Origin of the sequence: Streptomyces sp. NPDC048483 (assembly GCF_040651455.1) — a bacterium.
Taxonomy (GTDB): Bacteria; Actinomycetota; Actinomycetes; order Streptomycetales; family Streptomycetaceae; genus Streptomyces.
The window spans coordinates 29,565-55,116 of record NZ_JBEZJZ010000053.1; the positions used below are offsets into that span (position 1 = coordinate 29,565).

The 25,552-nt window shown below is 70.4% G+C and carries 23 protein-coding genes and 3 tRNA genes; 13 read left to right on the forward strand and 13 right to left on the reverse strand.

Translation table 11 applies throughout. From position 1 onward, the window contains the following. The first annotated feature begins 191 nt into the window (after positions 1-191). Together AB0D04_RS24720 and AB0D04_RS24725 are read left to right on the forward strand one after the other, a co-directional pair. The gene (locus tag AB0D04_RS24720) at positions 192-1,937 is read left to right on the forward strand and encodes a hypothetical protein (RefSeq protein ID WP_362707172.1); all 1,746 of its coding nucleotides are present in this window, start codon (positions 192-194) and stop codon (positions 1,935-1,937) included. A gap of 224 nt (positions 1,938-2,161) precedes the next feature. After that, positions 2,162-3,640, forward strand: a complete 1,479-nt coding sequence (locus AB0D04_RS24725; protein ID WP_362707123.1) for a N,N-dimethylformamidase beta subunit family domain-containing protein — start codon at positions 2,162-2,164, stop codon at positions 3,638-3,640. A 108-nt stretch (positions 3,641-3,748) separates the two neighbouring features. Here the strand turns inward: AB0D04_RS24725 and AB0D04_RS24730 are convergent, their stop codons facing one another. Continuing rightward, on the reverse strand, positions 3,749-4,648 hold the full coding sequence (locus AB0D04_RS24730; protein ID WP_362707125.1) for a LysR family transcriptional regulator: 900 nt from the start codon (positions 4,646-4,648) through the stop codon (positions 3,749-3,751). 270 nt (positions 4,649-4,918) lie between these two features. Here AB0D04_RS24730 and AB0D04_RS24735 point away from each other — a divergent pair, with 270 nt between their 5' ends. Further along, positions 4,919-5,833 (forward strand): phosphoribosylaminoimidazolesuccinocarboxamide synthase, encoded by a 915-nt coding sequence (locus AB0D04_RS24735; RefSeq protein ID WP_362707128.1) that lies wholly within the window; start codon positions 4,919-4,921, stop codon positions 5,831-5,833. Positions 5,834-5,923: 90 nt separating this feature from the next. On the opposite strand, the gene AB0D04_RS24740 is transcribed toward AB0D04_RS24735, so the two are convergent. The 8 genes from AB0D04_RS24740 to AB0D04_RS24775 form a co-directional block, all read right to left on the reverse strand. Continuing rightward, positions 5,924-5,996, reverse strand: a tRNA-Gly gene (locus AB0D04_RS24740). A gap of 34 nt (positions 5,997-6,030) precedes the next feature. Then, positions 6,031-6,633, reverse strand: a complete 603-nt coding sequence (locus AB0D04_RS24745) for a response regulator transcription factor (RefSeq protein WP_362707174.1) — start codon at positions 6,631-6,633, stop codon at positions 6,031-6,033. 11 nt (positions 6,634-6,644) lie between these two features. Continuing rightward, entirely contained in the window at positions 6,645-7,943 is a 1,299-nt protein-coding gene (locus AB0D04_RS24750; RefSeq protein ID WP_362707130.1) for a histidine kinase, read from the reverse strand. 54 nt (positions 7,944-7,997) lie between these two features. After that, positions 7,998-8,816, reverse strand: a complete 819-nt coding sequence (locus AB0D04_RS24755; RefSeq protein ID WP_362707133.1) for an ABC transporter permease — start codon at positions 8,814-8,816, stop codon at positions 7,998-8,000. Beyond that, positions 8,813-9,865 carry an ABC transporter ATP-binding protein gene (locus tag AB0D04_RS24760; protein ID WP_362707135.1) on the reverse strand — a complete coding sequence of 351 codons (1,053 nt, stop codon included), beginning with the start codon at positions 9,863-9,865 and terminating at the stop codon, positions 8,813-8,815. The genes AB0D04_RS24755 and AB0D04_RS24760 overlap by 4 nt, the downstream gene beginning before the upstream one ends. A 173-nt stretch (positions 9,866-10,038) precedes the next feature. Then, a tRNA-Gly gene (locus AB0D04_RS24765) sits at positions 10,039-10,111 on the reverse strand. A 74-nt stretch (positions 10,112-10,185) separates the two neighbouring features. Beyond that, positions 10,186-10,257 (reverse strand) — tRNA-Gly (locus tag AB0D04_RS24770). A gap of 118 nt (positions 10,258-10,375) precedes the next feature. Continuing rightward, complete coding sequence (locus tag AB0D04_RS24775; RefSeq protein ID WP_362707138.1) at positions 10,376-10,696, reverse strand: Lsr2 family protein; 321 nt, start codon at positions 10,694-10,696, stop codon at positions 10,376-10,378. Positions 10,697-10,994: 298 nt separating this feature from the next. On the opposite strand from AB0D04_RS24775, the gene purS reads away from it, so the two are divergent. The 6 genes from purS to AB0D04_RS24805 all read left to right on the forward strand — a co-directional run bounded on the left by purS (position 10,995) and on the right by AB0D04_RS24805 (position 16,601). Further along, complete coding sequence (gene purS, locus AB0D04_RS24780; protein ID WP_046927287.1) at positions 10,995-11,258, forward strand: phosphoribosylformylglycinamidine synthase subunit PurS; 264 nt, start codon at positions 10,995-10,997, stop codon at positions 11,256-11,258. After that, complete coding sequence (gene purQ, locus AB0D04_RS24785; RefSeq protein ID WP_362707141.1) at positions 11,255-11,935, forward strand: phosphoribosylformylglycinamidine synthase subunit PurQ; 681 nt, start codon at positions 11,255-11,257, stop codon at positions 11,933-11,935. The genes purS and purQ overlap by 4 nt, the downstream gene beginning before the upstream one ends. Further along, on the forward strand, positions 11,935-14,184 hold the full coding sequence (gene purL / locus AB0D04_RS24790) for a phosphoribosylformylglycinamidine synthase subunit PurL (protein ID WP_362707143.1): 2,250 nt from the start codon (positions 11,935-11,937) through the stop codon (positions 14,182-14,184). The genes purQ and purL overlap by 1 nt, the downstream gene beginning before the upstream one ends. A 113-nt stretch (positions 14,185-14,297) precedes the next feature. Next, positions 14,298-14,846, forward strand: coding sequence for an ArsR family transcriptional regulator (locus tag AB0D04_RS24795; protein WP_362707146.1), 549 nt, complete (start codon positions 14,298-14,300; stop codon positions 14,844-14,846). A gap of 31 nt (positions 14,847-14,877) precedes the next feature. Then, on the forward strand, positions 14,878-15,762 hold the full coding sequence (locus AB0D04_RS24800) for a M23 family metallopeptidase (RefSeq protein ID WP_362707148.1): 885 nt from the start codon (positions 14,878-14,880) through the stop codon (positions 15,760-15,762). Between the two features lie 41 nt (positions 15,763-15,803). After that, complete coding sequence (locus tag AB0D04_RS24805) at positions 15,804-16,601, forward strand: sterol carrier family protein (protein ID WP_362707151.1); 798 nt, start codon at positions 15,804-15,806, stop codon at positions 16,599-16,601. A 14-nt stretch (positions 16,602-16,615) separates the two neighbouring features. Here the strand turns inward: AB0D04_RS24805 and AB0D04_RS24810 are convergent, their stop codons facing one another. Next, entirely contained in the window at positions 16,616-18,133 is a 1,518-nt protein-coding gene (locus tag AB0D04_RS24810; RefSeq protein WP_362707154.1) for a sulfatase-like hydrolase/transferase, read from the reverse strand. Between the two features lie 234 nt (positions 18,134-18,367). Next, a complete protein-coding gene (locus AB0D04_RS24815) occupies positions 18,368-18,622 on the reverse strand; it encodes a putative leader peptide (RefSeq protein ID WP_362707156.1) in 255 nt (84 codons plus the stop codon). A 4-nt stretch (positions 18,623-18,626) separates the two neighbouring features. Here AB0D04_RS24815 and purF point away from each other — a divergent pair, with 4 nt between their 5' ends. Further along, entirely contained in the window at positions 18,627-20,186 is a 1,560-nt protein-coding gene (gene purF / locus AB0D04_RS24820; protein ID WP_362707159.1) for an amidophosphoribosyltransferase, read from the forward strand. A 33-nt stretch (positions 20,187-20,219) separates the two neighbouring features. Then, positions 20,220-21,290 (forward strand): phosphoribosylformylglycinamidine cyclo-ligase, encoded by a 1,071-nt coding sequence (gene purM, locus AB0D04_RS24825; protein WP_362707162.1) that lies wholly within the window; start codon positions 20,220-20,222, stop codon positions 21,288-21,290. Between the two features lie 182 nt (positions 21,291-21,472). On the opposite strand, the gene AB0D04_RS24830 is transcribed toward purM, so the two are convergent. Further along, a complete protein-coding gene (locus AB0D04_RS24830; protein WP_362707165.1) occupies positions 21,473-21,718 on the reverse strand; it encodes a DUF3073 domain-containing protein in 246 nt (81 codons plus the stop codon). Between the two features lie 323 nt (positions 21,719-22,041). Beyond that, positions 22,042-23,169: a Glu/Leu/Phe/Val dehydrogenase dimerization domain-containing protein gene (locus tag AB0D04_RS24835; RefSeq protein ID WP_362707168.1), complete on the reverse strand. Its 1,128-nt coding sequence runs from the start codon at positions 23,167-23,169 to the stop codon at positions 22,042-22,044. Between the two features lie 253 nt (positions 23,170-23,422). On the opposite strand from AB0D04_RS24835, the gene AB0D04_RS24840 reads away from it, so the two are divergent. Beyond that, positions 23,423-24,259, forward strand: coding sequence for a hypothetical protein (locus AB0D04_RS24840; protein WP_362707170.1), 837 nt, complete (start codon positions 23,423-23,425; stop codon positions 24,257-24,259). A gap of 458 nt (positions 24,260-24,717) precedes the next feature. Continuing rightward, on the forward strand, positions 24,718-24,924 hold the full coding sequence (bldC, locus tag AB0D04_RS24845) for a developmental transcriptional regulator BldC (protein ID WP_003949541.1): 207 nt from the start codon (positions 24,718-24,720) through the stop codon (positions 24,922-24,924). The last annotated feature ends 628 nt before the right edge of the window (positions 24,925-25,552 follow it).

Here is a 25,552-nt window from a genome sequence, read left to right on the forward strand (position 1 = left end):
GTGCCACAGTGGTGGGTGAGTGAGCTCGCTCACCCCGCACAACGCGCAAGTTTCGTCCGTCCGTCCCGTGTTCTCTCCGTCCGGTTCCATCAGGACAGCAGGGGGTGTACAGGCTCGTGGAAAGTCCGGAAACAGGCGTCCTGGCGGCGCGCGCCCGCGCCCTCGCCGTGCTGCGGATCCGCAGCGCAGCGATGGCCGCGGCTCTGCTGCCCGCGGCGGTGGCGGTGGTGCTGTTCGCGGGCCGCGCGACCGGCCATCTCGGCGCGGGCGGCGGCTGGGACACCGCCTGCTGGGCGGTGAGCGGCCTCGCGGTCCTGGTGCTGCTCCTGGCGGCGCTGGTCACCGCGGTCATCGCCCGCGCCAGACCCGCGCTCAGTCCCTCCGTGCCGATCTCCGAGAAGTCGGCCCCCGATCTCTACCGTCTGGTGCGCGATCTCGCCGAGCGCCTCGAGGTCCCGGCGCCGTCCGCGATAGCGCTCACCCCCGACTGCGACAGCTGGCTCGAGGACCGTACGCACCGCGCCCACGGCCCGCCCCGTCCCGCCGAGGGCCGCCGGGCGCAGGCGCCGGTGCTGGTCATCGGCTCGCCGTTCCTGTGGTGGATGCGGGTCGCCGAGCTGCGCGCCCTGCTCGCCCCGGTGGTGGCCGGCACCGGCCCGTCGGCGCACCCGGACATAGCGGCCGCCCGCCGCTTCATCCGGGGCCTGGACGCCGCCGTGGCGGTCTCGGCCCGTGCCGCGGGCCCGCTGCGGGGCCTGCCGCTCCGGTTCGTCGGCAAGGTGGCGCGGCTGTTGCTGAGGGCCTGCCGCGACCACGCCACGATCATGGAGCGCGGGGTCGCCGCGGCCGCCTCCGAGCGCGCCCAGGGCGTCGACTACGGCCTGCGGATCGTCGCCCAGGAGCAGGTCGGGCTGGCGTATGCGGGCTGGGACCGGCTGCTGACCCGGGTGGCGCTGCCCGCCTGGCGGATGGGCCGCTGGCCCTCGAGGCTGGACGCCGGGGTTGTTTCCGCGCTTACCGAGCTCTCCCGCCGCGACCGCCTCGCCGAGGGCTTCGCCTCGCGCCTGGGGGAGCGGCCCGCCTGCGACCTCCTGGAGGAGCCTGGCGCCATCGACCGCGCCGCCTCCCTCCTGGCCGCCCGGCTCTTCCACGGCGGCCCGGCCGAGCCCGGCCCCGACTGGTCCCCGGTGGGCTGGAACCAGTACCCGGAGGAAGTGGTGGACCGCAAATGGCGGCTGGAAGCGGCCCGCCTGCACCGGATCCTCGACGAGCTTCCGCCGACGGACCTCCCGGCGGCGGGCCCCACGGCCGGTGCGGCGACGACGGCGGGCCCGACCCGCTCCTACGCCCGCACCCCCGCCCGTACGGCCGCCGGCCGGCGGTCCCCGTCCCACCGTGCCGCCGACCACACGTCCACCGGCCCCGCCGCCCCCGGCGATCTGCCCGTTTCCAACGGTCTGGCGGCCCCGGCGGGCCCGACACTCGCCCGGGTGATCGACCGGCTGGCCCGCGACGACCGCGCGGGCGACCTGGTCGCCGCCCGCCTCGGGGCGGAGGTCGCGCGCGAGGAACGCGAGGAAGCGGCCCGCCAGGCCGCCCTCGGCACCTTTGCGCAGGACGCCGCCGCGGGCGTGGCCTGGGGCGACGGCCTGGCCGAGGGTGGCCTCCCGCTCTTCCCGCTGCAACCGCCCCGTACGGGCCGCGAGTTGCTTGCCGACCATGTCACCGCCATGGTGTGCTGTGCGGCCGTCGACACCGCGGGCGCCGCCCCGGGCCTGGACTGGCTGGACGGCCCGGCCCTGCTGGTCGACGGCGCCCGCCGCGCCGATCTCGGCCTCCCGGTGCTCAGCCTGGTGGACGACGGCGACGCCGAACCGCTCCGCGGCTGGCTGACCATGGTCGGCGTGCGCCCGGAGAAGCCGGTCAGGCTGGTGTGAGCCGGGGCCCCGACCCCGGCCGCACCGGCTGAATGTTCCCCTCCAGTTCGCGTTTCGGGGCCAACGACCTCTAAATTCACGACGAAGGGTGACGGAGTGGGTGCGTAATGTGATGTGCTGGTGCATGGGGCCGCATGCGCGCGGCGGGGACATCACGCAACCCGCTGTACCGAAACGGCCGGTGTCGGCCGCGGCCAAGGGGCGACACGGGAGGGGAGCGGAAGGTGGGCACGGAACAGATCAGGCGCTGGGAGTCGGGCGCACTCGCCCACGCGGTCACGGACCCGTTCGGGCAGGGGCCGCTGCCCTGGCTGCGCGGCAGCGAGAACTACTTCGACTCGGGCCGGGTCGTGCCCTGGTACGTCGATCCCGCCGTGGCCCAGGGCGATCTGCGGGTCCCCGCACCGCGCAAGCACAACGGCCCGCGCACCGCCGATGACGTCCGCCGCCAGATCAAGGGCTTCGCGAGCACCGGCGCGGTGGCCCCCGGCGAGGCCATCGACTTCCGCGTCTCGGTCGACCCCCCGCAGCCGTTCAGCATCGACGTCTACCGCATCGGCCATTACGCGGGCGCCGGCGCCTCCAAGATCACCACCAGCCCGCGGCTTTCCGGCATCGTCCAGCCGGCCCCGCTCACCGTCGACCGCACGATCTCGTGCCACCACTGGTGGCTGTCCTGGCGCCTCCAGGTCCCCACGTACTGGCAGCTCGGCGCCTATGTCGCCGTCCTGACCACCGCCGACGGCTACCGCTCCCACATCCCCTTCACGGTCCGCGACGACCACCCCGCCGACCTGCTCCTGCTCCTGCCCGACATCACCTGGCAGGCGTACAACCTCTACCCGGAGGACGGCCGTACGGGCGCGAGCCTCTACCACGCCTGGGACGAGAAGGGCGCGCTCCTGGGCGAGCAGGACGCCGCCACCACCGTCTCCTTCGACCGCCCCTATGCCGGCGCCGGACTGCCCCTGCACGTCGGCCACGCCTACGACTTCATCCGCTGGGCCGAGCGCTACGGCTACGACCTCGCCTACGCCGACGCTCGCGATCTGCACGCCGGCCGCGTCGACCCGACCCGCTACCGGGGCCTGGTCTTCCCCGGCCACGACGAATACTGGTCGGCCCCCATGCGCCGCACCGCCGAGCGCGCCCGCGACACCGGCACCTCCCTGGTCTTCCTCTCCGCCAACACCATGTACTGGCAGGTCGAGCTGTCCCCGTCCCCCTCGGGCCCGGACTCCCTGCTCAACTGCCGCAAACGCCAGGGCCCCGGCCGCCCCGCCCTCTGGCGGGAGAACGGCGACCACGAGCAGCGCCTGATGGGCATTCAGTACGCGGGCCGGGTGCCCGAACCGGCCCCGCTCGTCGTCCGCAACGGCGACCACTGGCTGTGGGAGGCCACCGGCGCCCACGAAGGCGACGAGCTCCCCGGCCTGGTCGCGGGCGAGGCCGACCGCTACTTCCCGCGCACCACCCTCCCCGAACACACCCGCCGCATCCTGCTCGCCCACTCCCCGTACTGCGACAGCGAAGGCACGACCCGCCACCAGGAAACCTCCCTCTACCGCGCCCCCAGCGGCGCCCTGGTCTTCGCCTCCGGCACCTTCGCCTGGTCCCCGGCCCTGGACCGCCCCGGCCATATCGACCCCCGCGTCCAACGCGCCACGGCCAACCTCCTGGACCGCATCTGCAAACGCGACTGAACCCCGCGCCCCGGCAAACGGCCGGGCCAGGACCCGCATCCCTGCTGCCCCGCCGCTGCCCGGACGCACCGCCGGCCGCGCCATGAGCCCGACCACCACCCGCAGGCCCTACTGCGAAGCGATCGGCCCCAACTCCCGTGCCAGCGCGACCGTCAGCGCGCGGAAGATCCGTACCTCCGGATTGGGGTCCCCGGCCCGGGTCGCCAGCACGCTGTGCGCCCAGGGAGCGTCCAGCACCGGTACGTACGCCGTGCCCGGCCACGGGTAGAAGCGCGCGAACGACTTCAGCGCCGAGCCCGCGCCCCGCCCCGCCGCCACGCTCGTCAGGCAGTCCTGCGGGGTCAGCGCGTAGTCGAGACCGCGCCGTTCGCCCGCGCCGAAGTACAGGTATGCGGAGAACGGCCGCGGCGTATGCGGAGCCAGCCGCAGGTACGGCAGGTCGATGATGTCCGCCAGCCGCACCCCCTCCCGCGCCGCATCCGCGAGCGAGGATGCCGCCGACACCGCCACGATCCGCTGCTCGGTCGTCAGCACATCGACCTCGATCCCCTCCTCCTGGATCAGCGGCCGTACGAAGGCCACATCCACCCGGTCCTCGCGCAGCGCGCTGCAGTGCTCGGTGAATGTCAGCTGCACCAGCGACAACGGGACGTCGGGCCGTGCCCGCCGGAAGGCGCTGACCGCGGCCGGAGTCACCTCGGCCGACCCGTGCCCCATCACCCCGACCCGCAGCGGCCGCTGCGGCGCCGCCCCTTGCGCCACCTCCGACACATCGTCCATGGCGGCATTGGCCGCGGCGAGCAGCGCACGGGCATGTGAGACGAGCCGTCGCCCCGCCGGGGTCGGCACCACCGGATTGCGCTTCAGCAGCGATGTGCCGAACTCCCGCTCCAGCTGCTGTACGTGGCCGGTCACCGCCGCGGGCGACAGAAACAGCCGCGCTGCCGCTCGTCCGAAGTGCTCCTCCTCGACCACCGCCAGGAAGGAAGACAGCCGTCGCAGATCCATACGCAGCACGATAAGCGGAGGCCACACCCGATTCCCGGGGCCGTTCACCTTTCCTGAACGGGGAAGGCACCACAGCCCGCGCGACACGTACACCTGCCTCCTGGTGCGGCCACGGCACCCCCGAGCGCACCGCCTGCCGCTCTCGCCTCGTGGCCCTCCGCGGACCCCGTACGGCGTCCCGACCACTCACCCGGCGACCCTGAGGCGAAGATCCCCTTCCGCATACGCGAGAATCGAAGCGACTCCTGGATCAACCTACGCGGAGGCAGCGTGTCCGGTTTCGTAGAAAAGCCCGAGCCCGTGCAGGTCCCGGGTCTCACCCACCTGCACACGGGCAAGGTGCGCGACCTCTACCAGAACGCCGACGGCCAACTGATCATGGTCGCCACCGACCGCCAGTCCGCGTACGACTGGGTGCTGCCCACCGACATCCCGGACAAGGGCCGCGTCCTGACCCAGCTGTCCCTGTGGTGGTTCGATCAGCTCACCGACCTGGTCCCCCACCACGTCATCTCCACCGACGTCCCGGCCGGCGCCCCCGCCGACTGGGAGGGCCGCACCCTCGTCTGCACCTCCCTGGCCATGGTCCCGGTTGAGTGCGTGGCCCGCGGCTACCTCACCGGCTCCGGCCTCGCCGAGTACCGGCAGTCCCGTACGGTCTGCGGCCTGGCGCTGCCCGAAGGCCTGGTCGACGGCTCCGAACTGCCCACGCCGATCTTCACCCCGGCCACCAAGGCCGCCGTCGGCGACCACGACGAGAACGTCTCCTACGAAGCGGTCGCCCACCAGGTCGGCGCCGAGGTCGCCGCCGAGCTCCGCCAGACCACCCTCGCCATCTACCGCCGGGCCCGCGACATCGCCCGCGAGCGTGGCATCATCCTGGCCGACACCAAGTTCGAGTTCGGCTTCGACGAGCGCCCCGGGGGCGAGAAGGTGCTGACCCTGGCCGACGAGGTCCTCACCCCCGACTCCTCCCGTTTCTGGCCGGCCGACCTGTGGGAGCCGGGCCGCGCCCAGCAGTCCTTCGACAAGCAGTTCGTCCGCGACTGGCTGACCTCCCCGGCCGCCGCCTGGGACCGTACGAGCGAGCAGCCGCCGCCCGCCCTCCCGCAGGACGTCGTCGACCGCACCCGCGCCAAGTACATCGAGGCCTACGAGCGCCTCACCGGCCTGACCTGGACATAACCCGGCTCGGCCCGCGGGGGGCCAAGGGGCGGGCACACGAAAAGGCCCCGGTCGGTATTTACCGGCCGGGGCCTTTCCGTTCTTCCTCTGAGCGGACGACGAGGCTCGAACTCGCGACCTCAACCTTGGCAAGGTTGCGCTCTACCAACTGAGCTACGTCCGCCTGCCCGCCGCCGAAGCGTGCGGTGCGGGGTCCACTATAGCCAACCCCGCTCGCGCGCGATGCGTGCCGCCGCATGGCGGTTCTCCGCACCCAGCTTCGCGGTGGCCGACGAGAGGTAATTGCGCACCGTCCCCTGTGACAGCGCGGCCCGCTCCGCGATCTCCGCGACGGGCGCCCCGGCCCCGGCGAATTCCAGCACCTCCGCCTCCCGGACGGTCAGCGGCGAGTCCCCGGCGCTTATCGCATCCGCCGCCAACTCCGGGTCGACATAGCGGTTTCCGGCATGCACGGTACGAATGATCTCCGCCAGCCGCTGCGCCGACACCGTCTTCGGCACGAACCCCCGCACCCCGGCCTCCAGCGCCCGCTTCAGATGCCCCGGCCGCCCATGACTCGTCACGATCATGGACCGGCACTCCGGCACCTCGTCCCGCAAAGATGTGGCCACCGCCACACCGTCCGCCCCCGGCATCTGCAGATCCAGCACCGCCACATCCGGCCGATGCGCCCGCCCCATCGCCCGGGCCTCGGGCCCCGACGCGGCCTCCGCCACCACCAGGAGATCCTCCTCCAGCGACAACAGCGCCGCCAGCGCCCCCCGGATCAGATGCTCGTCATCCGCCAGCAGCACCCGAATAACCCGGTCACTCACTCGTCCCTCACTCCACCCACCCCGTCACCCACACCAACAAGGTCACCGTCGGCCGCCCCCACCGGCAGCTCAACCGTCAGCCGATAGCAGCGATCGGGCTGCGGCCCCGCTGCCAAGGTCCCGCCCAAGGGCTCGAGCCGTTCCCGCAAACCCTTGAGGCCGCTGCCGGACGAGGGCTGGGCCACGCTCCCTGCGGGCGTCGAGACTCCGTCGTTCTCCACGGTCATCACCAGTACGGAGCGCTGCGGATCGATACGGGTCCGCAGGGTGCACCAACGGACGTCCGTGGCGTGCCGCAGCACATTCGTGGTGCCCTCGCGGACGACCCAGCCGAGCGCCGACTGCACCGCCGACGGCAACTGTGCCCCCTCCCCGCCTTCAATACGGCAGTCCACCCCGGCCGCGAGCAGTATCGAGCGCGCCCCGGCCAACTCCGCCTGCAGATCGGCCTTCCGGTATCCGCGCACCACTTCCCGCACCTCCCGCTGGGACTCCTGGGCGATCCGCTGCACCTCCACCATCTGGTCCACGGCCTCCGGCCGCTCCCGCCGCGCCAGCTGGACCGCCAGCTCGCTCTTCAGGGCGATCACCGCCAGATTCCGGCCCATCACGTCATGCAGATCCCGGCCGAACCTCAGCCGCTCCTCGGCCACCGCGAGGCGTGCCTGGGTGCTGCGCAGCATGTCCAGCTCCCAGAACACGGACAGCAGCCACCCCGTCGGCCGCGCTATCACGAAGCTCCACAAGCCGCCGCCTACCAGGAGGACCGCGAAGGCCAGCCCGCCCACCCATTCCTGTATCCCCAGGCCGGTGAGCACCGTGACGACCGCGCCCGCGCCGACCAGTGAGGCCAGATATCTCCGCTTCGACATCAACAGGCTGCAGGCCATGTAGAACAGCGTGGGTATGGCGGTCGCCGCCAGCGTCATGGCGGCCAGCCCGCCCTCGGCCCACTTCTCCCTGATCGCTATGTGGGTGAACACGCAGGCCTCGGCCATGACGGTCAGTACGCCCGAGACGATCAGCAGCCGAAACGGCGTCGGCCCCTGCTTGAGATAGCGCTGCAATGCACGGTTCAACAGCCTGATCATCAAGAGCCCTTGCGCCACGGTCAGCCCCAGCGCGATGCCGGCCAGAACCAGGAGCAGTGGCCGGCCGTCGGACTGGCCGAGGACCGGCGCCACACCGAAGAGAACCGCCAGCCAGGGGATGAGGTACAGCGTCCAGCGGTAGTAGAAGTCGACCTGGGAAAACCGTGTCCGTGCCCCCCACTTCGCCCGCACAACTGCCCACATGCGCCCCGCCCCCGTCATCCCGATCGCCCTACGCCCGCTCGCCGCCGTATGCCGCTAGCGCCGCGGCTCCCAGCGGAACCACCGCCGCACAGCAAACACTGCGAGTCCCGCCCACACCAAGCCAACGACCAGCTGCTTCAGAGTGTCCCCGGCGTCCGCTCCACCGCTCCAGCCTGCGCGTATCAGCTCCATCGCCGCTGACAGCGGCAGCAGTTCGAGTACGGCGGCGACCCGGTCCGGCATCACGTCCAGCGGAACGACCATCCCGGACCCGGCCAGCGACAGCATCATCATCGGCAGCACCACCAGCTGTGCGGTTTCGGCCGTCCTGGCGAGGGCGGACGACACCGCGGCGAACGCCACGACCACGACCATCCCGATCAGGACCCCGGCGATCAGCAGATGCGGGGCATCGGGCGGCTCGACATCCAGCGCGACCGAGCCCAGGGCGACCAGCAGCACACACTGCACCAGTCCCACCACCGCCGACGGCAGCGCGGTCCCGGCCAGTATTTCCAGGTCCCGCAGCTCGCCGGTGCGCAGCCGCTTGAGCACCAGCTCCTCGCGGCGCGCGACATAGGCACCGGTCATGTTCGAGTAGACGCCGAAGAGCAGGACATAGCCCAGCGTCGCGGGCAACAGGGCCGTGCCCAGTGACAGCCCCATACCCGACAGGTCCATTCCGGCGAGCGCCGATTTCATGGCAAACGCCATCGCGATGGGCATGATCAGCGTCATGTACAACGCGGTTTTGTTACGGCCCAGAAGCGTCAACTCCGCCCGCCCGAGGGCGAGTAGCCGCGCCCCCGCACCGGTTTCCGTGCGCCCTTCCGCACACGATTCGACATCGGCCACGCATACCTCCGCACTCATACGCCCACCACTCCCTCAGCCATCTCCTTCTCGGTCTCTGTCTCCCTCTCGAAGTCCTTCTCCGCTCCCTTGGCGATGTGCAGAAATGCCTCTTCGAGGGACGCGGATCTGACATCCAGGCCGCGCAGCGCCATCCCCTTGTCCTGCGCCCACACCAGCACTTCGGTGGCGGCCCGCTGCAATTCGTCCGTCCGCAGCCGGACCGTGCGCCCGGACGTCTCGTGCCCGATCACGCCCAGCTCTCCCAGCGGCGGAAGATCCCCGACGGAGAACCCGTCGGGAAGCTCGAAGGAAATATGCGAGGGCTGTGTGGCAACCACCTCCGAGACCCGCCCGGCCGCCGCTATCCGGCCGTGGTGCAAGATCGCGAGCCGGTCCGCCAGCTCCTCGGCCTCTTCCAGGTAGTGCGTGGTCAGCACGACCGTCGTCCCGCCGTCGCGCAGCTCCCGCACCAACTCCCAGGTCTCGTGCCGCGCCTCGGTGTCCAGCCCGGTCGTCGGCTCGTCGAGGAACAGCACCTCGGGACGCCCCAGCAGGGCCAGCGCGAGATCCAGTCGCCGCCGCTCGCCCCCGGACAGCTGCTTGACCCGGACATCCGCCCGCCGCGTCAGCCCCACCATCCGGAGGGACTCGTCCACCGGCCGCGCCCCGCTGGTGCACCCCGCCCACATCCGCAGCGTCTCGGCGGGCGTCAGCTCGGACGGAAAGCCACCCTCCTGCAACATGACGCCGATCCGCGGCCGCACTCTCCGCCGCTCGGTGAACGGGTCGTGGCCAAGCACCCGCACCCGCCCCGCGGTCGGCGCGGCCAGCCCCTCCAGCAGCTCGACCGTGGAGGTCTTGCCCGCGCCGTTCGTCCCCAGCAGCGCGAACAGCTCCCCCCGGCCGACGGAGAAGTCGATCCCGCGCACCGCCTCGAAGCCTTTCCGCGCGTTCGAGCGCCGGCCGGCGGCCTCGTAACATCTGCGCAGCCCCGTGACATCGATCACGTCGACGCCGGAAGAGTCGGACTTGCCGGCACCCCCGCTGAATTGCTCTCCGAAGTTCATGTATCCAGCGTTCCGCCGCTTCCGCGCTTCCGGCAGTGCGACCTGTCATCGCAGCCGATGACAAATGTCAGTTGCGCTCGGACGGAAGCGGGGAAGGGGGCGCCGGGTAAGAGGGCTGGCCAACGGGAAACGAAGAAGGCCCCGGTCGCGATGACCGGGGCCTTCTTTCTTTGAGCGGACGACGAGGCTCGAACTCGCGACCTCAACCTTGGCAAGGTTGCGCTCTACCAACTGAGCTACGTCCGCAGGCATCCACTCGGCTTTCACCGAGCGGCGCGACAGCTACTCTACCTGATCGTTAGGACCGGTTGGACTGTCAGAGCGGGTGACAGGGATTGCACACTGCGCCTCCCCCTTGGAAAGGGGGCGCTCTACTACTGAGCTACACCCGCGTGACTCCGTGGGATCCGGCCTTTCGGCCTCGCCCCTCGGCGTGCTCCAGACTCTAGCTGATCAGTAGGGGTGCTGTGCAAGTCGGCTGCACGCGGCCGCGGAGTGCCGGCAAGTTGGTTAGTGATTGGCGGCGTTGAAGGCCTCGTAGACCTTCTTGGGGATCCGGCCGCGTGGGGGGACGTCCATCTGGTGGGACCGGGCCCAGGCCCGGACCGCCGCGGGGTCGGGGGTCACCGCGGTCCGGTGGTAGGCCTTGCCGGACTTCGACCGCTTGCGGCCCGCCTCGACGAAGGGGGCGAGTGCACCGCGCAGTTTCTTCGCATTGGCGGGATTGAGGTCGATCTCGTACGACTTCCCGTCCAATCCGAAGGCGACCGTCTCTGCGGCTTCTCCGCCGTCGATGTCATCGGAGAGCGTTACTACTACGCGCTGCGCCACGGATATCGGTCCTTTCGTGCAGCAACCCCGCGTTGACTTGGGGTGATGCTGCAGATCCGGCTGATTGGGATCAATGCTTTTTCATTTGTACAGCGATGAGCATTGCATTGTGAAGCCCAGTTAATTTTCTCAGCGTGTCCTCCGCAATCCGGACCCTAGATCTTTTCGAGGATTTTCCTTGCCGCGCACTCCGGCCGATACCGGACCGTGATGGGCACGTCGGATATCTATGCGCGTAGATTTTCGAACACGGTACTGTGAGGACACCGCCTTACGCACCACACCACCGGGAGTGCCAGTGGCACGCGTCGTAGTCGACGTCATGCTCAAGCCGGAGATCCTCGACCCGCAGGGGCAGGCGGTGCAGCGCGCACTGCCACGCCTGGGATTCGAGGGGATCGCCGACGTCCGTCAGGGCAAGCGTTTCGAACTCGAGGTGGAGGGTCCGGTCGACGAAGCCGCCCTCGCTCGCATCCACGAGATGGCCGAGACCTTCCTCGCAAACACCGTCATCGAAGACTTCACCGTTCGGGTAGATGAGCCGGCCGAGGCCAGGTCATGACCGCTCGTATTGGAGTCATTACCTTTCCCGGCACGCTCGACGACCGCGACACCCAGCGCGCGGTCCGAGTGGCCGGCGCCGAAGCGGTGCCGCTGTGGCACCGCGACAAGGACCTCAAGCAGGTCGACGCCGTGGTGCTGCCCGGCGGCTTTTCCTACGGCGACTACCTGAGGGCCGGGGCCATCTCCCGTTTCTCGCCGGTCATGGACACCGTTATCGAGCAGGCCAAGGCCGGCATGCCGGTTCTCGGTATCTGCAACGGCTTCCAGGTGCTCACCGAGACCCACCTGCTGCCCGGCGCCATGCTGCGCAACAACCATCTGCACTTCATCTGCCGCGACCAGAAGCTGCGGGTGGAGAACGCGGACACCGCCTGGACGACCGATTACGCGGCCGGCCAGGAGATCTCGGTACCGCTGAAGAACATCGACGGCCGGTACGTCGCCGACGAGCGCACTCTCGACATGCTGGAGGCCGAGGGCCGCGTCGCCTTCCGCTACCTGGACGGCAACCCCAACGGCTCGCTCCGGGACATCGCCGGCATCACCAATGAGGCGGGCAATGTCGTCGGCCTCATGCCGCACCCGGAGCACGCCGTCGAGCCGCTGATCGGTACGGGCCGTACCGACGGCCTCGGATTCTTCACCTCGATCCTGAAGAAGCTGGTCAACGTCTGATGACTCTGGACACCGTCAAGCACGCAGCCCAGACCCCCGAGGTCGAGCAGCCCTGGGCCGAACTGGGCCTCAAGCAGGACGAGTACGAGCGCATCCGCGAGATCCTCGACCGCCGTCCCACCGGTGCCGAGCTCGCCATGTACTCGGTCATGTGGTCCGAGCACTGCTCCTACAAGAGCAGCAAGGTCCACCTCAAGCAGTTCGGCGAGAAGGCCCCCGAGAACGACGCCCTGCTCGTCGGCATCGGGGAGAACGCCGGCGTCGTCGACGTCGGCCAGGGCTACGCGGTCACCTTCAAGGTGGAGTCGCACAACCACCCCTCGTACATCGAGCCCTACCAGGGCGCGGCCACCGGGGTCGGCGGCATCGTCCGCGACATCCTCGCGATGGGCGCCCGCCCGGTCGCCGTCATGGACCCGCTGCGGTTCGGCGCGGCCGACCACCCCGACACCAAGCGGGTGCTCCCCGGTGTTGTCGCGGGCATCGGCGGCTACGGCAACTGCCTGGGCCTGCCCAACATCGGCGGCGAGGTCGTCTTCGACTCCTGCTACCAGGGGAACCCGCTGGTCAATGCCCTGTGCGTGGGCGTGATGAAGCACGAGGACATCCACCTCGCCAAGGCGTCCGGCGCCGGCAACAAGGTCATCCTCTACGGCGCCCGTACCGGCGGCGACGGCATCGGCGGCGTCTCGGTCCTGGCGTCCGAGACCTTCGACGACACCAAGCCCGCCAAGCGGCCGGCCGTCCAGGTGGGCGACCCCTTCCAGGAGAAGCTGCTCATCGAGTGCACCCTGGAGATCTTCAAGGAAAACCTTGTCGACGGCATCCAGGACCTCGGCGGCGCCGGGCTGTCCTGTGCCACCAGCGAGCTGGCCAGCGCCGGTTCCGGCGGTATGCGCGTCGAGCTGGACACCGTTCCGCTGCGCGACTCCTCCCTCTCGCCCGAGGAAATCCTCATGAGCGAGTCGCAGGAGCGCATGTGCGCGATCGTCGAGCCCGGCAAGGTCGACCGCTTCCTGGAGATCTGCGAGAAGTGGGACGTCATCGCGACCGTCATCGGTGAGGTGACGGACGGCTCGCAGCTGGAGATCTTCTGGCACGGCGAGCAGATCGTGGACGTACCGCCGCGCTCCGTCGCCCACGAGGGCCCGACCTACCACCGGCCGTACGCGCGCCCGGACTGGCAGGACACCCTCCAGGCGGACGACGCGGGCAAGCTGGCGCGGCCGGCCGACGCCGAGGCGCTGCGGGCGCAGGTCCTGAAGCTGGTGGCCTCGCCCAACCAGGCGTCCAAGGCGTGGATCACCGACCAGTACGACCGGTTCGTCCAGGGCAACACCGTGCTCGCGCAGCCCGAGGACTCCGGCATGGTGCGCATCGACGAGGACTCGAACCTCGGTGTCGCGGTGGCCACCGACGGCAACGGCCGGTACGCCAAGCTCGACCCGTACGCGGGCGCGCAGCTGGCGCTGGCCGAGGCGTACCGCAATGTCGCCGCCTCCGGTGCCAAGCCGCTCGCCATCTCGGACTGCCTGAACTTCGGCTCGCCCGAGGACCCGGCGGTGATGTGGCAGTTCGCCGAGGCCACCCGCGGTCTCGCCGATGCCTGCCAGACGCTGGGCACGCCGGTCACCGGTGGCAATGTCTCGCTCTACAACCAGACCGGTGACGTGGCGATCCACCCGACGCCGGTGGTTGCGGTGCTGGGCGTGATCGATGACGTCAACCGCCGTACGCCGGTGGCATTCGCCGACGAGGGCCACCTGATCTACCTCCTGGGCGACACCCGCGAGGAGCTGGGCGGCTCGGCGTGGTCGCAGGTCGTGCACGACCACCTCGGCGGTCTGCCGCCGAAGGTCGATCTGGCCCGTGAGCAGCTGCTGGCCGAGATTCTGATCTCGGCGTCGCGGGACGGCATGGTCGACGCGGCGCACGACCTCTCCGACGGCGGTCTGATCCAGGCCCTGGTGGAGTCGTGTCTGCGCGGCGGCAAGGGCGCCCGCATGGTGGTGCCCGACGGCCTCGACCCGTTCGTCTTCCTCTTCTCGGAGTCGGCGGGCCGGGCGATCGTCGCCGTGCCGCGCAGCGAGGAGCTGCGCTTCACGGACATGTGCGGTGCGCGGGGGCTGCCGGCCACTCGTATCGGCGTGATCGACGGCGCGGAGATCGACGTCCAGGGGCAGTTCAGCATTCCGCTGGGCGAGCTGAAGGACGCACACGAGGCGACGATTCCGAACCTGATCGCCTGAGCCCTGCTCTTCCGTACGCCTCACGAGACGGCCCGCCGGTACACCCGGCGGGCCGTTCCGGCTTTCCGGGGACGGGGCTTGCCAGGAATTACGTAATTACGTAATCTCCAACTGTGGATCTTGAGCAGCGGGTCGTGGATCTGGAGCGCCGGCTGGCCGCGCTGGAGCGCGCCGCCGAGCGGACGGCCGGGCCGGCGTACGGCCCACCGGCGCCCTCGCCCTCGCCCTCGCCCGAACGGGACCCCGGCGACGACTTCTGGGCCTTGCACGGCCTGAAGGAGCAGCTCGCCGAACTGGGCGCGGACAACGGCGGAGTGATGTTCGCCGGTGCCGTACGGACTCCGACCGGGCACCGCTACGAATGGCAGTACGGCCTGGGCACCGACACCGTGCTGGACGGCGACTGGGGCGATGCCGCGGAGTCCTTCGCGGCGCTCGGCCAGCCCGTACGGCTGCGGCTGCTGCGCGAGATCCTCGGCGGCCGGTGCACCGCCGCCGAACTCACCGAGCTCGACGGCACCGGCACGACCGGCCAGATCTACCACCACCTGCGGCAGCTGACCGCCGCCGGCTGGCTGCACACGGCCGCCCGCGGCCGCTACGAGGTGCCCGCCGCCCGGGTCGTCCCGCTGCTGGTGATACTGACCGCCGCCGGGCGCTGACCCCGCCCGGCCGATTCAAGGGGGAACACCGATGAAGTCCCAGACCCAGCCCGCCCGGACCCGGTCCGCCGGATCCCGGTCCTGGCGGAAGATCGCCCAGTGGGCCGCCCGCATCTGCCTGTTGGCATGGGTGGTGACACTCGTCGCGAGCCACTTCGTCGACGGCCTCGACTGGTGGCGCTGGCTCCCGCTCGGCCTGTGGCTGCTGATCGGATTCGGGGTGAACCGCCGGGCCGCCGAGGCCGAGGAGCGCCCGGTGACCGCGTCCACCGTCGAGGCGGTAGCGGTCGCCGCACCGGTCACCGGCCGCTGGAAGGCGCTGAACAGCCCCGCCGACAAGGTCCCCAGCCATGGCACCCGCGCCTATGGACAGGCCTACGCCATCGACATCACGGCGGAGCCGGAGGACGGTTCCCGCCCCGGCTTCGGCTGGTGGCCCGTGGCGCGGCGCAGCGAGGACTTCCCGGCGTTCGGTGCGGATCTGCTCGCCGTCGCCGATGCCACCGTCGTCCGCGCCGAGCACGGCCAGCGCGACCACCTCAGCCGGACGTCCTGGCTCGCGCTCGCCTACTTCTTCCTCGTCGAGGCGCTCGTCCGCTCGCTGGGCGGCTCCCGGCGCGTGATCGGCAACCATGTGATCCTCGACCTGGGCGAGGGGACGTACGCGCTCTACGCCCACGTCCGGCGCGGCTCGCTCACCGTCCGGCCGGGCGACCGGGTGCGGGCCGGGCAGTCTCTCGGCCAGTGCGGCAACTCCGGCAACAGCACCGAACCGCACGTCCACTTCCAGCTGATGAACACCGCCGACCCGGACACCGCCGACGGCGTGCCCTTCACCTGGCGGGATGTCGGTGTCCCGCACAACGGCGAGACGTTCGTGGTCGCCGGTGCGCCGGCGCCGGTGCCCGGCCGCTGAATTCCGGGGCGGCTGTCAGTGGTGCCGCCTACGCTCATCACATGTCATCCGCCGCCCGGAAGCCGCGCGTTCGTCAGTACGACGCGAAGAAGACCCGTGCCGCCGTCACGGCCCAGTTCGATCATGTCCGGGAGGCCGTGCAGGGGCTTGCGCCCGAGCAGTTCGCGCTGCCGACCCGGCTCGGGGACTGGACCGTGCGGGAGCTGGTGGCGCATCTGTCGATGGCGGTCGGCAGCGTGGCGCGGAATCTGCGGGAGCCGGCCCCGTCGCGGGTGGAGACCGAGCTGATGGACTGGCCGTTCGCGACCGCGCCGGTGGCGGCCGGGATCGACGCCGACACCCGCGCCCTGGCCGCCGCCAACGACCCGTACGACCTGCTCACACGCACCGCCGAGGGGCTCGCCGACGCGCTCCCGCAGGCCGCCGACGACCGGGTCATGACCACCCGCGTCGGCGCGATGCGGCTGGCGGACTACCTGGTCACCCGGTGTATCGAGCTCGTGGTGCACACCGACGACCTGGCGGCGGCCACCGGCACGGAGATCCCGTACGACCGGCAGGCCCAGGCGATAGCCACCCGGCTGCTGGCCGATGCGCTGGCGGTCAAGGCGCCCGGCGGATCGGTCGAGGTCCGGGTGCCGCCGTTCGCGGTGGTGCAGTGCGTCGAGGGGCCCCGGCACACCCGTGGCACCCCGCCGAACGTCGTCGAGACCGACCCGCTGACCTGGCTGCGCCTCGCCACCGGCCGTACGGCATGGGGCGAGGCGCTGGACGCGGCGGCCGTCAGCGCCAGCGGCGAGCGCGCCGACATCGGCGGGTATCTGCCCGTACTGAGCTGATCAAGGCGGCGCGGTTACTTCTCCGGATAGGCCAGCAGCGTCCCGTCCACCGCCTCCCAGGCGGCCCGCAGCCGCCCCAGCAGCTGCTTCTCGTCCGCCGCCTTGTCGGCCTGTTCGCGGGGGTCGTTCGTCACGTCGAAGAGCCGGTCCTTGCCGTCCTTGCCCCGGTAGTACTTCCAGTCGCCGCGGCGCAGCGCCCGCTCGCCGCGTACCCGCCAGAACAGATCGCGCTCGGCGAGCCGCTCGCCGCGCAGCAGATAGCCCGCCAGGCTCGTACCGTCCAGCGGGTACGCGCGGTCCGGCCGGGCCCCCGCGATCTCCAGCAGGGTCGCCGTCCAGTCCGGCGTGAACACCGGCTCATGGCTGACCTGGCCGCCGGCGAGCCGGGAGGGCCAGCGCACGATGGTCGGCACGCGGATGCCGCCCTCCTGGAGCGAGGCCTTGTTCCCGGACAGCGGCCAGTTGTAGGACCAGCGCTCGCCGCCGTTGTCGCTGGCGAAGAAGACGAGGGTGTCCTCTTCCTGGCCGGAGCGCCTGAGGGCGGCCAGCACTTCGCCGATCGAGCGGTCCAGGTCCTCGACCATCTCCCGGTACTTCGCCAGCGAGCCGCCGTCCTGGTGCCACAGGGCGCCCGGCTCGCCCGCCTTGATCCGGCGGACGATCTTCGCGCTCTCCTCCCTGTCGCCGTCCGCGATCCAGGGCCAGTGGGGAGTGGTGAAGTTCAGGTTGAGGAGCCAGGGCCGGTCCGTACGGGTGCCGGCCTCGGCCTCGGCCCGCCCGGTGACGTAGTCGACGGCCCGCTCGGTGATGATCCGCGTGTAGTAGCGCAGGTCCTTGTATTCGGCGTCGCCCTCGTAGAGGTCGTACTCCCCGGCGAGCCCCAGCTTCGAGTAGTACTCCAGCGCCCCGCCGAAGTTCCCGAAGAAGGTGTCCCAGCCCGACTTGGTGGGGCTGTAGTCCGGCAGATAGCCGCAGTGCCACTTGCCGATCAGCGCCGTCGCATAGCCGGCGCCGCGCAGCAGGGAGGCGAGGGTGGGGTGGTCGGGGGCGAGGCCGGCGCTCTTGTCGGCGATCGGCTCGGCGAGGCCGCCCTCGGTACGGCCCGGATAGCGGCCCGTATAGAGCGAGAAGCGGGTGGGGGAGCAGGTCGCGGAGCCCGCATAGGCCTGGGTGAAGCGGACGCCCTGGCGGGCCAGCCGGTCCAGGTGGGGGGTGCGGATGTCCGGCGAGCCGTAGGAGGACAGATCCGCCCAGCCGAGGTCGTCGCCCAGGATGAACAGGATGTTGGGGCGGCGCGAGCGGCGGCCGGGGGTGGCGTGGAAGGGGCGCTCCGCAAAGCCGGGCACCTCGGCGGCGGCAGCGCTCGGCGCGCCCGCGGCGGCGAGCCCGCCCACGGCGGCCGCGGCACCCACACCGCCGGCCAGGCCGCCGAAGCTGCGGCGCGATAGGGCGGAGCGTGCGGAGGTGTCCGACTTTTCGGGCACCGAAGGCCGGGCGGGGCGGGAAGGGTGGGCAGGGTCGACGGAAGACATCGGTTCGGCTCTCCAGAGAGGTCGTGATGGGCCGTGATGCGGCGCGTCGGCCCCCGGGGACGGCGGCGGGCGGGAGGGCGTCGCGTATCTCACACGGACAGGACGCGGCTATATACGGCAAACACCGCATACGCAGAAAATCCGGCATGCCGGGCGAGACGGTGAAGGTGAGAGAAGGTGCAGCTCAGGGGGGTAGCGGAAGGCCCCGTAGAGGTCCGTCGCTACCCGCGGCGACTACACAGACGCGCAGCGACAGAGGGCGCCGGCGACACGACCGAGGTCGATGTGGCGGCGCCGTACGAGGGGCCGCGCGAGGCGGGGCACCCGGCGGCACCCCAGGTGCGCCAAGGGCTGCGGGGTCTGCATGAGGAGAAATCCTGGCCGCGGCCGCGCGGCCGCGTCAAGCACGCTTAACGCTGCGTTCATGTACTCATCCAGGTTCGGGACCGTCCCCGGTTCGGATGAATCCGCGACCTGCCCTAGACTCATGGACGTGCCACGTGGTGACGGACGACTCAACCACGACCTGCTCCCCGGCGAGAAGGGCCCCCAGGACGCTTGCGGCGTCTTCGGTGTCTGGGCTCCGGGCGAAGAGGTCGCCAAACTCACCTATTTCGGGCTGTATGCGCTGCAGCACCGTGGACAGGAGTCCGCGGGCATCGCGGTGAGCAACGGCTCCCAGATCCTCGTTTTCAAGGACATGGGCCTGGTTTCCCAGGTCTTTGACGAGACTTCCCTCGGCTCCCTCCAGGGCCATATCGCCGTGGGCCATGCCCGCTACTCCACCACCGGTGCCTCGGTGTGGGAGAACGCCCAGCCGACGTTCCGTGCCACCGCGCACGGCTCGATCGCGCTCGGCCACAACGGCAACCTGGTCAACACCGCCGAGCTGGCCGAGATGGTCGCTGCGCTGCCCCGCGAGGGCGGCCGCGCGACCCAGGTCGCGGCCACCAACGACACCGACCTGGTGACGGCCCTGCTGGCCGGCCAGGTCGACGAGGACGGCAAGCCGCTGACCGTGGAGGAAGCCGCGCCCCGCGTGCTCCCCAAGGTCATGGGTGCCTTCTCGCTCTGCTTCATGGACGAGCACACGCTCTACGCCGCCCGCGACCCGCAGGGCATCCGCCCGCTGGTCCTCGGCCGCCTGGAGCGCGGCTGGGTGGTGGCCTCCGAGACCGCCGCCCTCGACATCTGCGGCGCCAGCTTCATCCGGGAGATCGAGCCCGGCGAGATGGTCGCCATCGATGAGAACGGCCTGCGCAGCAGCCGCTTCGCCGAGGCCCGTCCCAAGGGCTGTGTCTTCGAGTACGTCTACCTCGCCCGCCCGGACACCGACATCGCCGGCCGCAATGTGTACCTCTCCCGCGTGGAGATGGGCCGCAAGCTGGCCGCCGAGGCGCCGGCCGACGCCGACCTGGTGATAGCGACGCCAGAGTCCGGCACGCCCGCCGCGGTCGGCTACGCCGAGGCCAGCGGCATCCCGTACGGCTCCGGCCTGGTCAAGAACTCCTACGTCGGCCGGACGTTCATCCAGCCCTCGCAGACCATCCGCCAGCTCGGTATCCGCCTCAAGCTCAACCCGCTCAAGGAAGTCATCCGCGGCAAGCGCCTGGTGGTCGTCGACGACTCGATCGTCCGCGGCAACACCCAGCGTGCGCTGGTCCGGATGCTCCGCGAGGCCGGTGCCGCCGAGGTCCACATCCGGATCTCGTCCCCGCCGATCAAGTGGCCGTGCTTCTTCGGCATCGACTTCGCCACCCGCGCGGAGCTGATCGCCAACGGTCTGTCGGTCGAGGAGATCGGCAAGTCGCTGGGCGCCGATTCGCTGGCGTACATCTCCATCGACGGCATGATCGAGGCGACCACGATCGCCAAGCCGAATCTGTGCCGCGCCTGCTTCGACGGCGAGTACCCGATGGAGCTGCCGGACCCGGAGCTGCTGGGCAAGCACCTCCTGGAGTCGGAGACCACGGCGCCGACCAAGTCCGACGTGGACGGCGTCCAGACGCTCACGGCCGGAGTCGGCGGCGCCGACGCGCTGCGTCGCCCGTAGAGCCGTACCCACCCGAAACGAAAGTTCTCAGCCATGTCCGGTGAATCAACTGGTGCCAGCTACGCGAGCGCGGGCGTCGACATCGAAGCCGGCGACCGCGCCGTGGACCTCATGAAGGAGTGGGTGAAGAAGGCCACCCGCCCCGAGGTCGTCGGCGGGCTCGGCGGTTTCGCCGGCCTCTTCGACGCCTCCGCCCTCAAGCGGTACGAGCGCCCGCTGCTGGCCTCGGCCACCGACGGCGTGGGCACCAAGGTCGACATCGCCCGCAAGATGGGCGTCTACGACAGCATCGGCCACGACCTCGTCGGCATGGTCGTCGACGACCTGGTCGTCTGCGGTGCCGAGCCGCTGTTCATGACGGACTACATCTGCGTCGGCAAGGTCTACCCCGAGCGGGTCGCGGCGATCGTCAAGGGCATCGCCGAGGGCTGCGTCCTGGCCGGCTGCGCGCTGGTCGGCGGCGAGACCGCGGAGCACCCGGGGCTGCTGGGCGCGGACGAGTTCGATGTCGCCGGCGCCGGTACGGGCGTCGTCGAGGCCGACCGGGTGCTGGGCGCGGATCGCATCCGAACGGGCGACGCGGTGATCGCGATGGCATCCTCCGGACTTCACTCCAACGGGTACTCGCTGGTCCGGCACGTGCTGTTCGACCGGGCCGGGATGGCCCTGGACCGGGAGGTCCCGGAGTTCGGCCGCACGCTCGGCGAGGAGCTCCTGGAGCCCACCAAGATCTACTCGCTGGACTGCCTGGCCCTGACCCGTACGACCGACGTGCACGCCTTCTCGCACATCACCGGCGGCGGGCTCGCGAACAACCTCGCGCGGGTCATCCCGGACGGCCTGCACGCCACCGTCGACCGCGCCACCTGGACGCCGGGCCCGGTCTTCGACCTGGTCGGCGCGGCGGGCTCCGTCGAGCGGCTGGAGCTGGAGAAGACCCTGAACATGGGCGTCGGCATGATCGCCGTCGTGCCGCAGGAGTCGGTGGAGGTCGCCCTGACGACGCTGGCGGACCGCGGAGTGGACGCCTGGGTCAGCGGCGAGATCGTCGACCGGGGCGAGCACACCGAGGCCGTGACGCTGACCGGGAACTACGCGAGCTGAGCCGGCCGATCTACGGGGCCGCCGCACCGCCGGCGGCCCTATCGGCCATCCGGGTGTCCGGCCAGGCGATGACCCGAACAGCTGCGCTCGCCTGAGCAGCACAGAACCCGGTCCTGGGCAGATGCCCAGGACCGGGTCCTCGATGCTTTCTTGGTGCCGCGTACGCGTGAGCGTGCAGAACGTCAAGCGCGACGACGCTGGTCGGAGGAGTCTCCCTCGTCTTCGTCGTCATCGTTGTACCGATCCGCGTACTGGGCGTACGGGTCGTCGTCCTCGTCATCCTCGAACGGTTCCCCGTTCGGCGGCTGCTGGCTCGACGGCGATGCACCCAGCTCGTCGGCCAGTCGTGAGAGATCCGTCCCACCGCTGCTGTACTTCAGCTGGCGGGCGACCTTTGTCTGCTTGGCCTTGGCCCGGCCGCGCCCCATGGGTCGACCCCCTCAATGACGGGGCTCAGTGGCCCCAGAGTCTTGACACGCGTTCATGATTCAGAGCGGACTCTCGCACAGAGAGACCGGCCCGTAGAGCTTTAACGGTACCTGCTTCCGCGGCCATACGGTACGTCGCCCGCATCACCCACCGCTCGGCATGACCTGCAGGTCGCCCTTCCCCCACTGGTCACCTGCGATTTTAACCTGTCCTGTACGGCGACCCGCCGACGGGTGGTGAGGGATGTCTCCCCAATCACCCATGGCGGGCCGCACAAGGGCATGTTTTCGGCCAGGAGATCGTTGTTCGAGCCCCGGGCGGGTCAGGCGCGGTTGCCCTCCTTGGCCTCGGCCATCCGCGCCTCGGCGAGCCGGTCGGCCGCCGCGGCCGGCGGAATGCCGTCCGCCTTCGCGCGAGCGAATATCGCCAGCGTGGTGTCGAAGATCTTCGCCGCCTTGGCCTTGCACCGGTCGAAGTCGAATCCGTGCAGCTCATCGGCCACCTGGATGACGCCGCCGGCGTTCACGACGTAGTCGGGGGCGTAGAGGATGCCGCGGTCGGACAGGTCCTTCTCGACGCCGGGGTGGGCGAGCTGGTTGTTGGCCGCGCCGCACACCACCTTGGCGGTCAGCACCGGCACCGAGTCATCGCTCAGCGCGCCGCCCAGGGCGCACGGCGCGTACACGTCCAGGCCCTCGGTGCGGATCAGCGCCTCGGTGTCGGCGACCGCGGTCACCTGGGGGTGCCGGGCGAGGATCCGGTCCACCGACTCGGCGCGGACGTCCGTGATCACGACCTCGGCGCCGTCCTGGAGGAGGTGCTCGACCAGATGGTGGCCCACCTTGCCGACCCCCGCGATGCCGACCGTACGGCCGCGCAGCGTCGGGTCGCCCCACTGGTGCTGGGCCGAGGCGCGCATGCCCTGGAAGACGCCGTAGGCGGTCAGGACGGAGGAGTCGCCGGCGCCGCCGTTCTCGGGGGAGCGGCCGGTGGTCCACTTGTTCGTACGGGCGACGACGTCCATATCGGCGACGTAGGTACCGACATCGCACGCGGTGACATAGCGGCCCCCGAGGGAGGCCACGAACCGGCCGTAGGCGAGCAGGAGTTCCTCGGTCTTGATCACATCGGGGTCACCGATGATCACGGCCTTGCCGCCACCGTGATCCAGCCCGGCGAGCGCGTTCTTGTACGACATGCCGCGCGAGAGGTTGAGAGCGTCCAGCACGGCCTCCTCCTCGGAGGCGTACGCATGGAAGCGGGTGCCGCCGAGGGCGGGGCCCAGGGCGGTGCTGTGAATGGCGATCACTGCCTTGAGGCCGCTGGCGCGGTCCTGGCAGAGAACGACCTGCTCATGGCCGCCCTGTTCCGTACGGAACAGGGTGTGCAGGACGCCGCCGTCGGCGCTGACGGCGGCAGGACGTACGTCGGTCACTGTGGTGACTCCCATATGTCGCGGAGGACGCCCCCCTGCGGGTGGGGAGGGCCGGTTGTGAAGAGCGTAAGACCTGCGGGGCGCGCTGATCGGCCGGGTACGGGGGATCACCCCCTCGCGGGGGAGGGGCGTGGGACGATTTGCCGTATCCCAGGTCGGCGGGGCAGAGAACTCCAGGCGGCGGGCTCCCCCTTGAACGCAGAACGCAGCGAACGCAGTGCACGTACTTTGAACGGATCCCAACGGACTTCCCTCTGAAGGAGCGGGCGTGGCCTTGGCGTCGTCGGTGATGGTCCCGTATATGGCATATCTGCGGGTCTATGAGCCGCTGGCAGCGTTCCCCGAGCCGGAGCGCTCCCACTGGGCGCGCTATGCCAAGCGAGCGGACACCCCCACCGCGCAGGACGAGCAGCGCCGGGCGCTGGCCGATCTGCTGCCGGTGCCCCCCGTGCCGGTGCCGGTCCACGAGAGCGCCGACGCCTTCATCGCCGTCGTGGACGACGTGGTCTGCGTCTGCCCGTGGCGCACCCGGCTGCGCGGCTGGCAGGCGCTGGAGGGGCTGGAAGAGTTGCTTCCGGCGGCGGTGCTGGATGCGGCGCTGCCCCCGGTGGTGCGCCGGCAGGCGGTTACCGACTACGAGCAGTGGCGCGAGCGCAACCCGGACGCGCGGCCCTGGATCCGGGTCGCCACCTGGCATGTCCCGGTCCGCTGGTTCGTGCTGTTCGACGACGCCGAGCGCGAGTTCACCAAGGGTGACGCGGGGCATCTGCTGCGTTACCGGACGCCAATGGTGCAGGCCAGGCGGCGGGTCGCGCGCGGACTCCGGACGCTGCGGGACTCCCTCGAAGAGGGTCCGCTGATCGACGGCCTGGTAGATGTGGGGCGCTGGCTCGAAGAATTCCACCCGCGTTCTCTCGTGGAGCTGGATTACGGAGGCCTGGTGCACGCGGTGCCCGAAGGGCAGCTCGCCGAGGACCGCTCCGCCGCGGAAGTGGCGGAAGGACTGGCGGCGCTGCGCGACGGGGACGGCGAGCGGGCCGGCGCCGCCTACGAGAAGCTCTCGGAGCGGTGGCGCGCGGTACGTGAGCGCCAGTTCTCCAGCTAAGGGCGGCGGGCGCGGGACGTAGGTCCTGATCCGGGCTATTGGCGCAAGCGTGACCTAAAGCACTGACTTCGGGCCTTGCCTCCAAGACGTACCCTCGTGCCAAAATAGGACAAGGAGCCTTACTGGGGCTCCTTCCGTCCAACTAAGGGCGGATAGATCGGTATTGCGTTCCTTGAGGGGTCTCGTGACGCCTGATTACGTTGTGACTGATCGTCACGGTCGCGTGACTGTCCGTTATGGCATGGTCCATCGGCTTCCGCCGAGGTTGAACACCTGAGAGGGCAATTCCATCGGTTTGGCCGACGTGGCTGGACAGATGGTGTAGTTGTAGTGCCGAGGACAAGCCGTTCGTCCTATAACCGACTCGGCCCGCGTCCGCCATTTCGGGCAACGCGGGTCAAGGTGCAGAATTTAGAGGAAAGAACCGTGATGGTTCGGTTCTCCCGAGGAGGCCGCTCATGACCGCTCGCACCCCTGACGCCGAGCCGCTGCTTACCCCCGCTGAGGTTGCCACGATGTTCCGCGTGGACCCGAAGACGGTGACCCGCTGGGCCAAGGCAGGCAAGCTCACGTCCATCCGCACGCTCGGAGGGCATCGGCGTTACCGCGAGGCTGAGGTCCGCGCACTGCTCGCGGGTATCCCGCAGCAGCGCAGCGAGGCCTGAATAACCGCATAACCAGGCCATTTTCGGGCCCCCCAACCCGGGAAATGCCGACATCGCACCACAAAGCTCGACCTGCTCCACCAAGCACTACAGCTTCATACGACGCGGCGCCTGCCCCAACAGGCTCCACACCCGCTTCATCTGGGTACGTCACCGATCGCGCTGGACTCCGCCGGGTCCAGCGCGATCTTTTTGTGTACGGCCGCTCTCCGGCCGCTCATGGCGGCCGGGTCGGCCCGGCGCCGACGTCGCCTCCGGTGGCGGTCAGGACGCCGTCAGGGCCCCTGGAGGGGGCTCTCTGTGGCGACCTGGCGCTCTCGATTCGAAGTCCTCAAAGGGCAGTGCAATTGCACATATTAAATTGACCGCTTGTAGGGAGGGTGTAAGTTCCCCACCCCGTGAAACTTGTTCGGTGACACCCGTCACACGCCACGGTTCTTGAAGCGGGCGCGGTGACTGGGGTAGTGAACTTTTCCCGCTCACCACCCAACAGCCTCCCACCGCAAGGGCGGTGGGGCAGACGGCGTAGGTCACCGACCGGGCATCTGGGACCTCCAGGCCCGCTTCCCCCGCGTGTGAGCCACCTGCCCGCCCAATGGGCCCGGCCGCCCACTTCGCCCGTACGCCC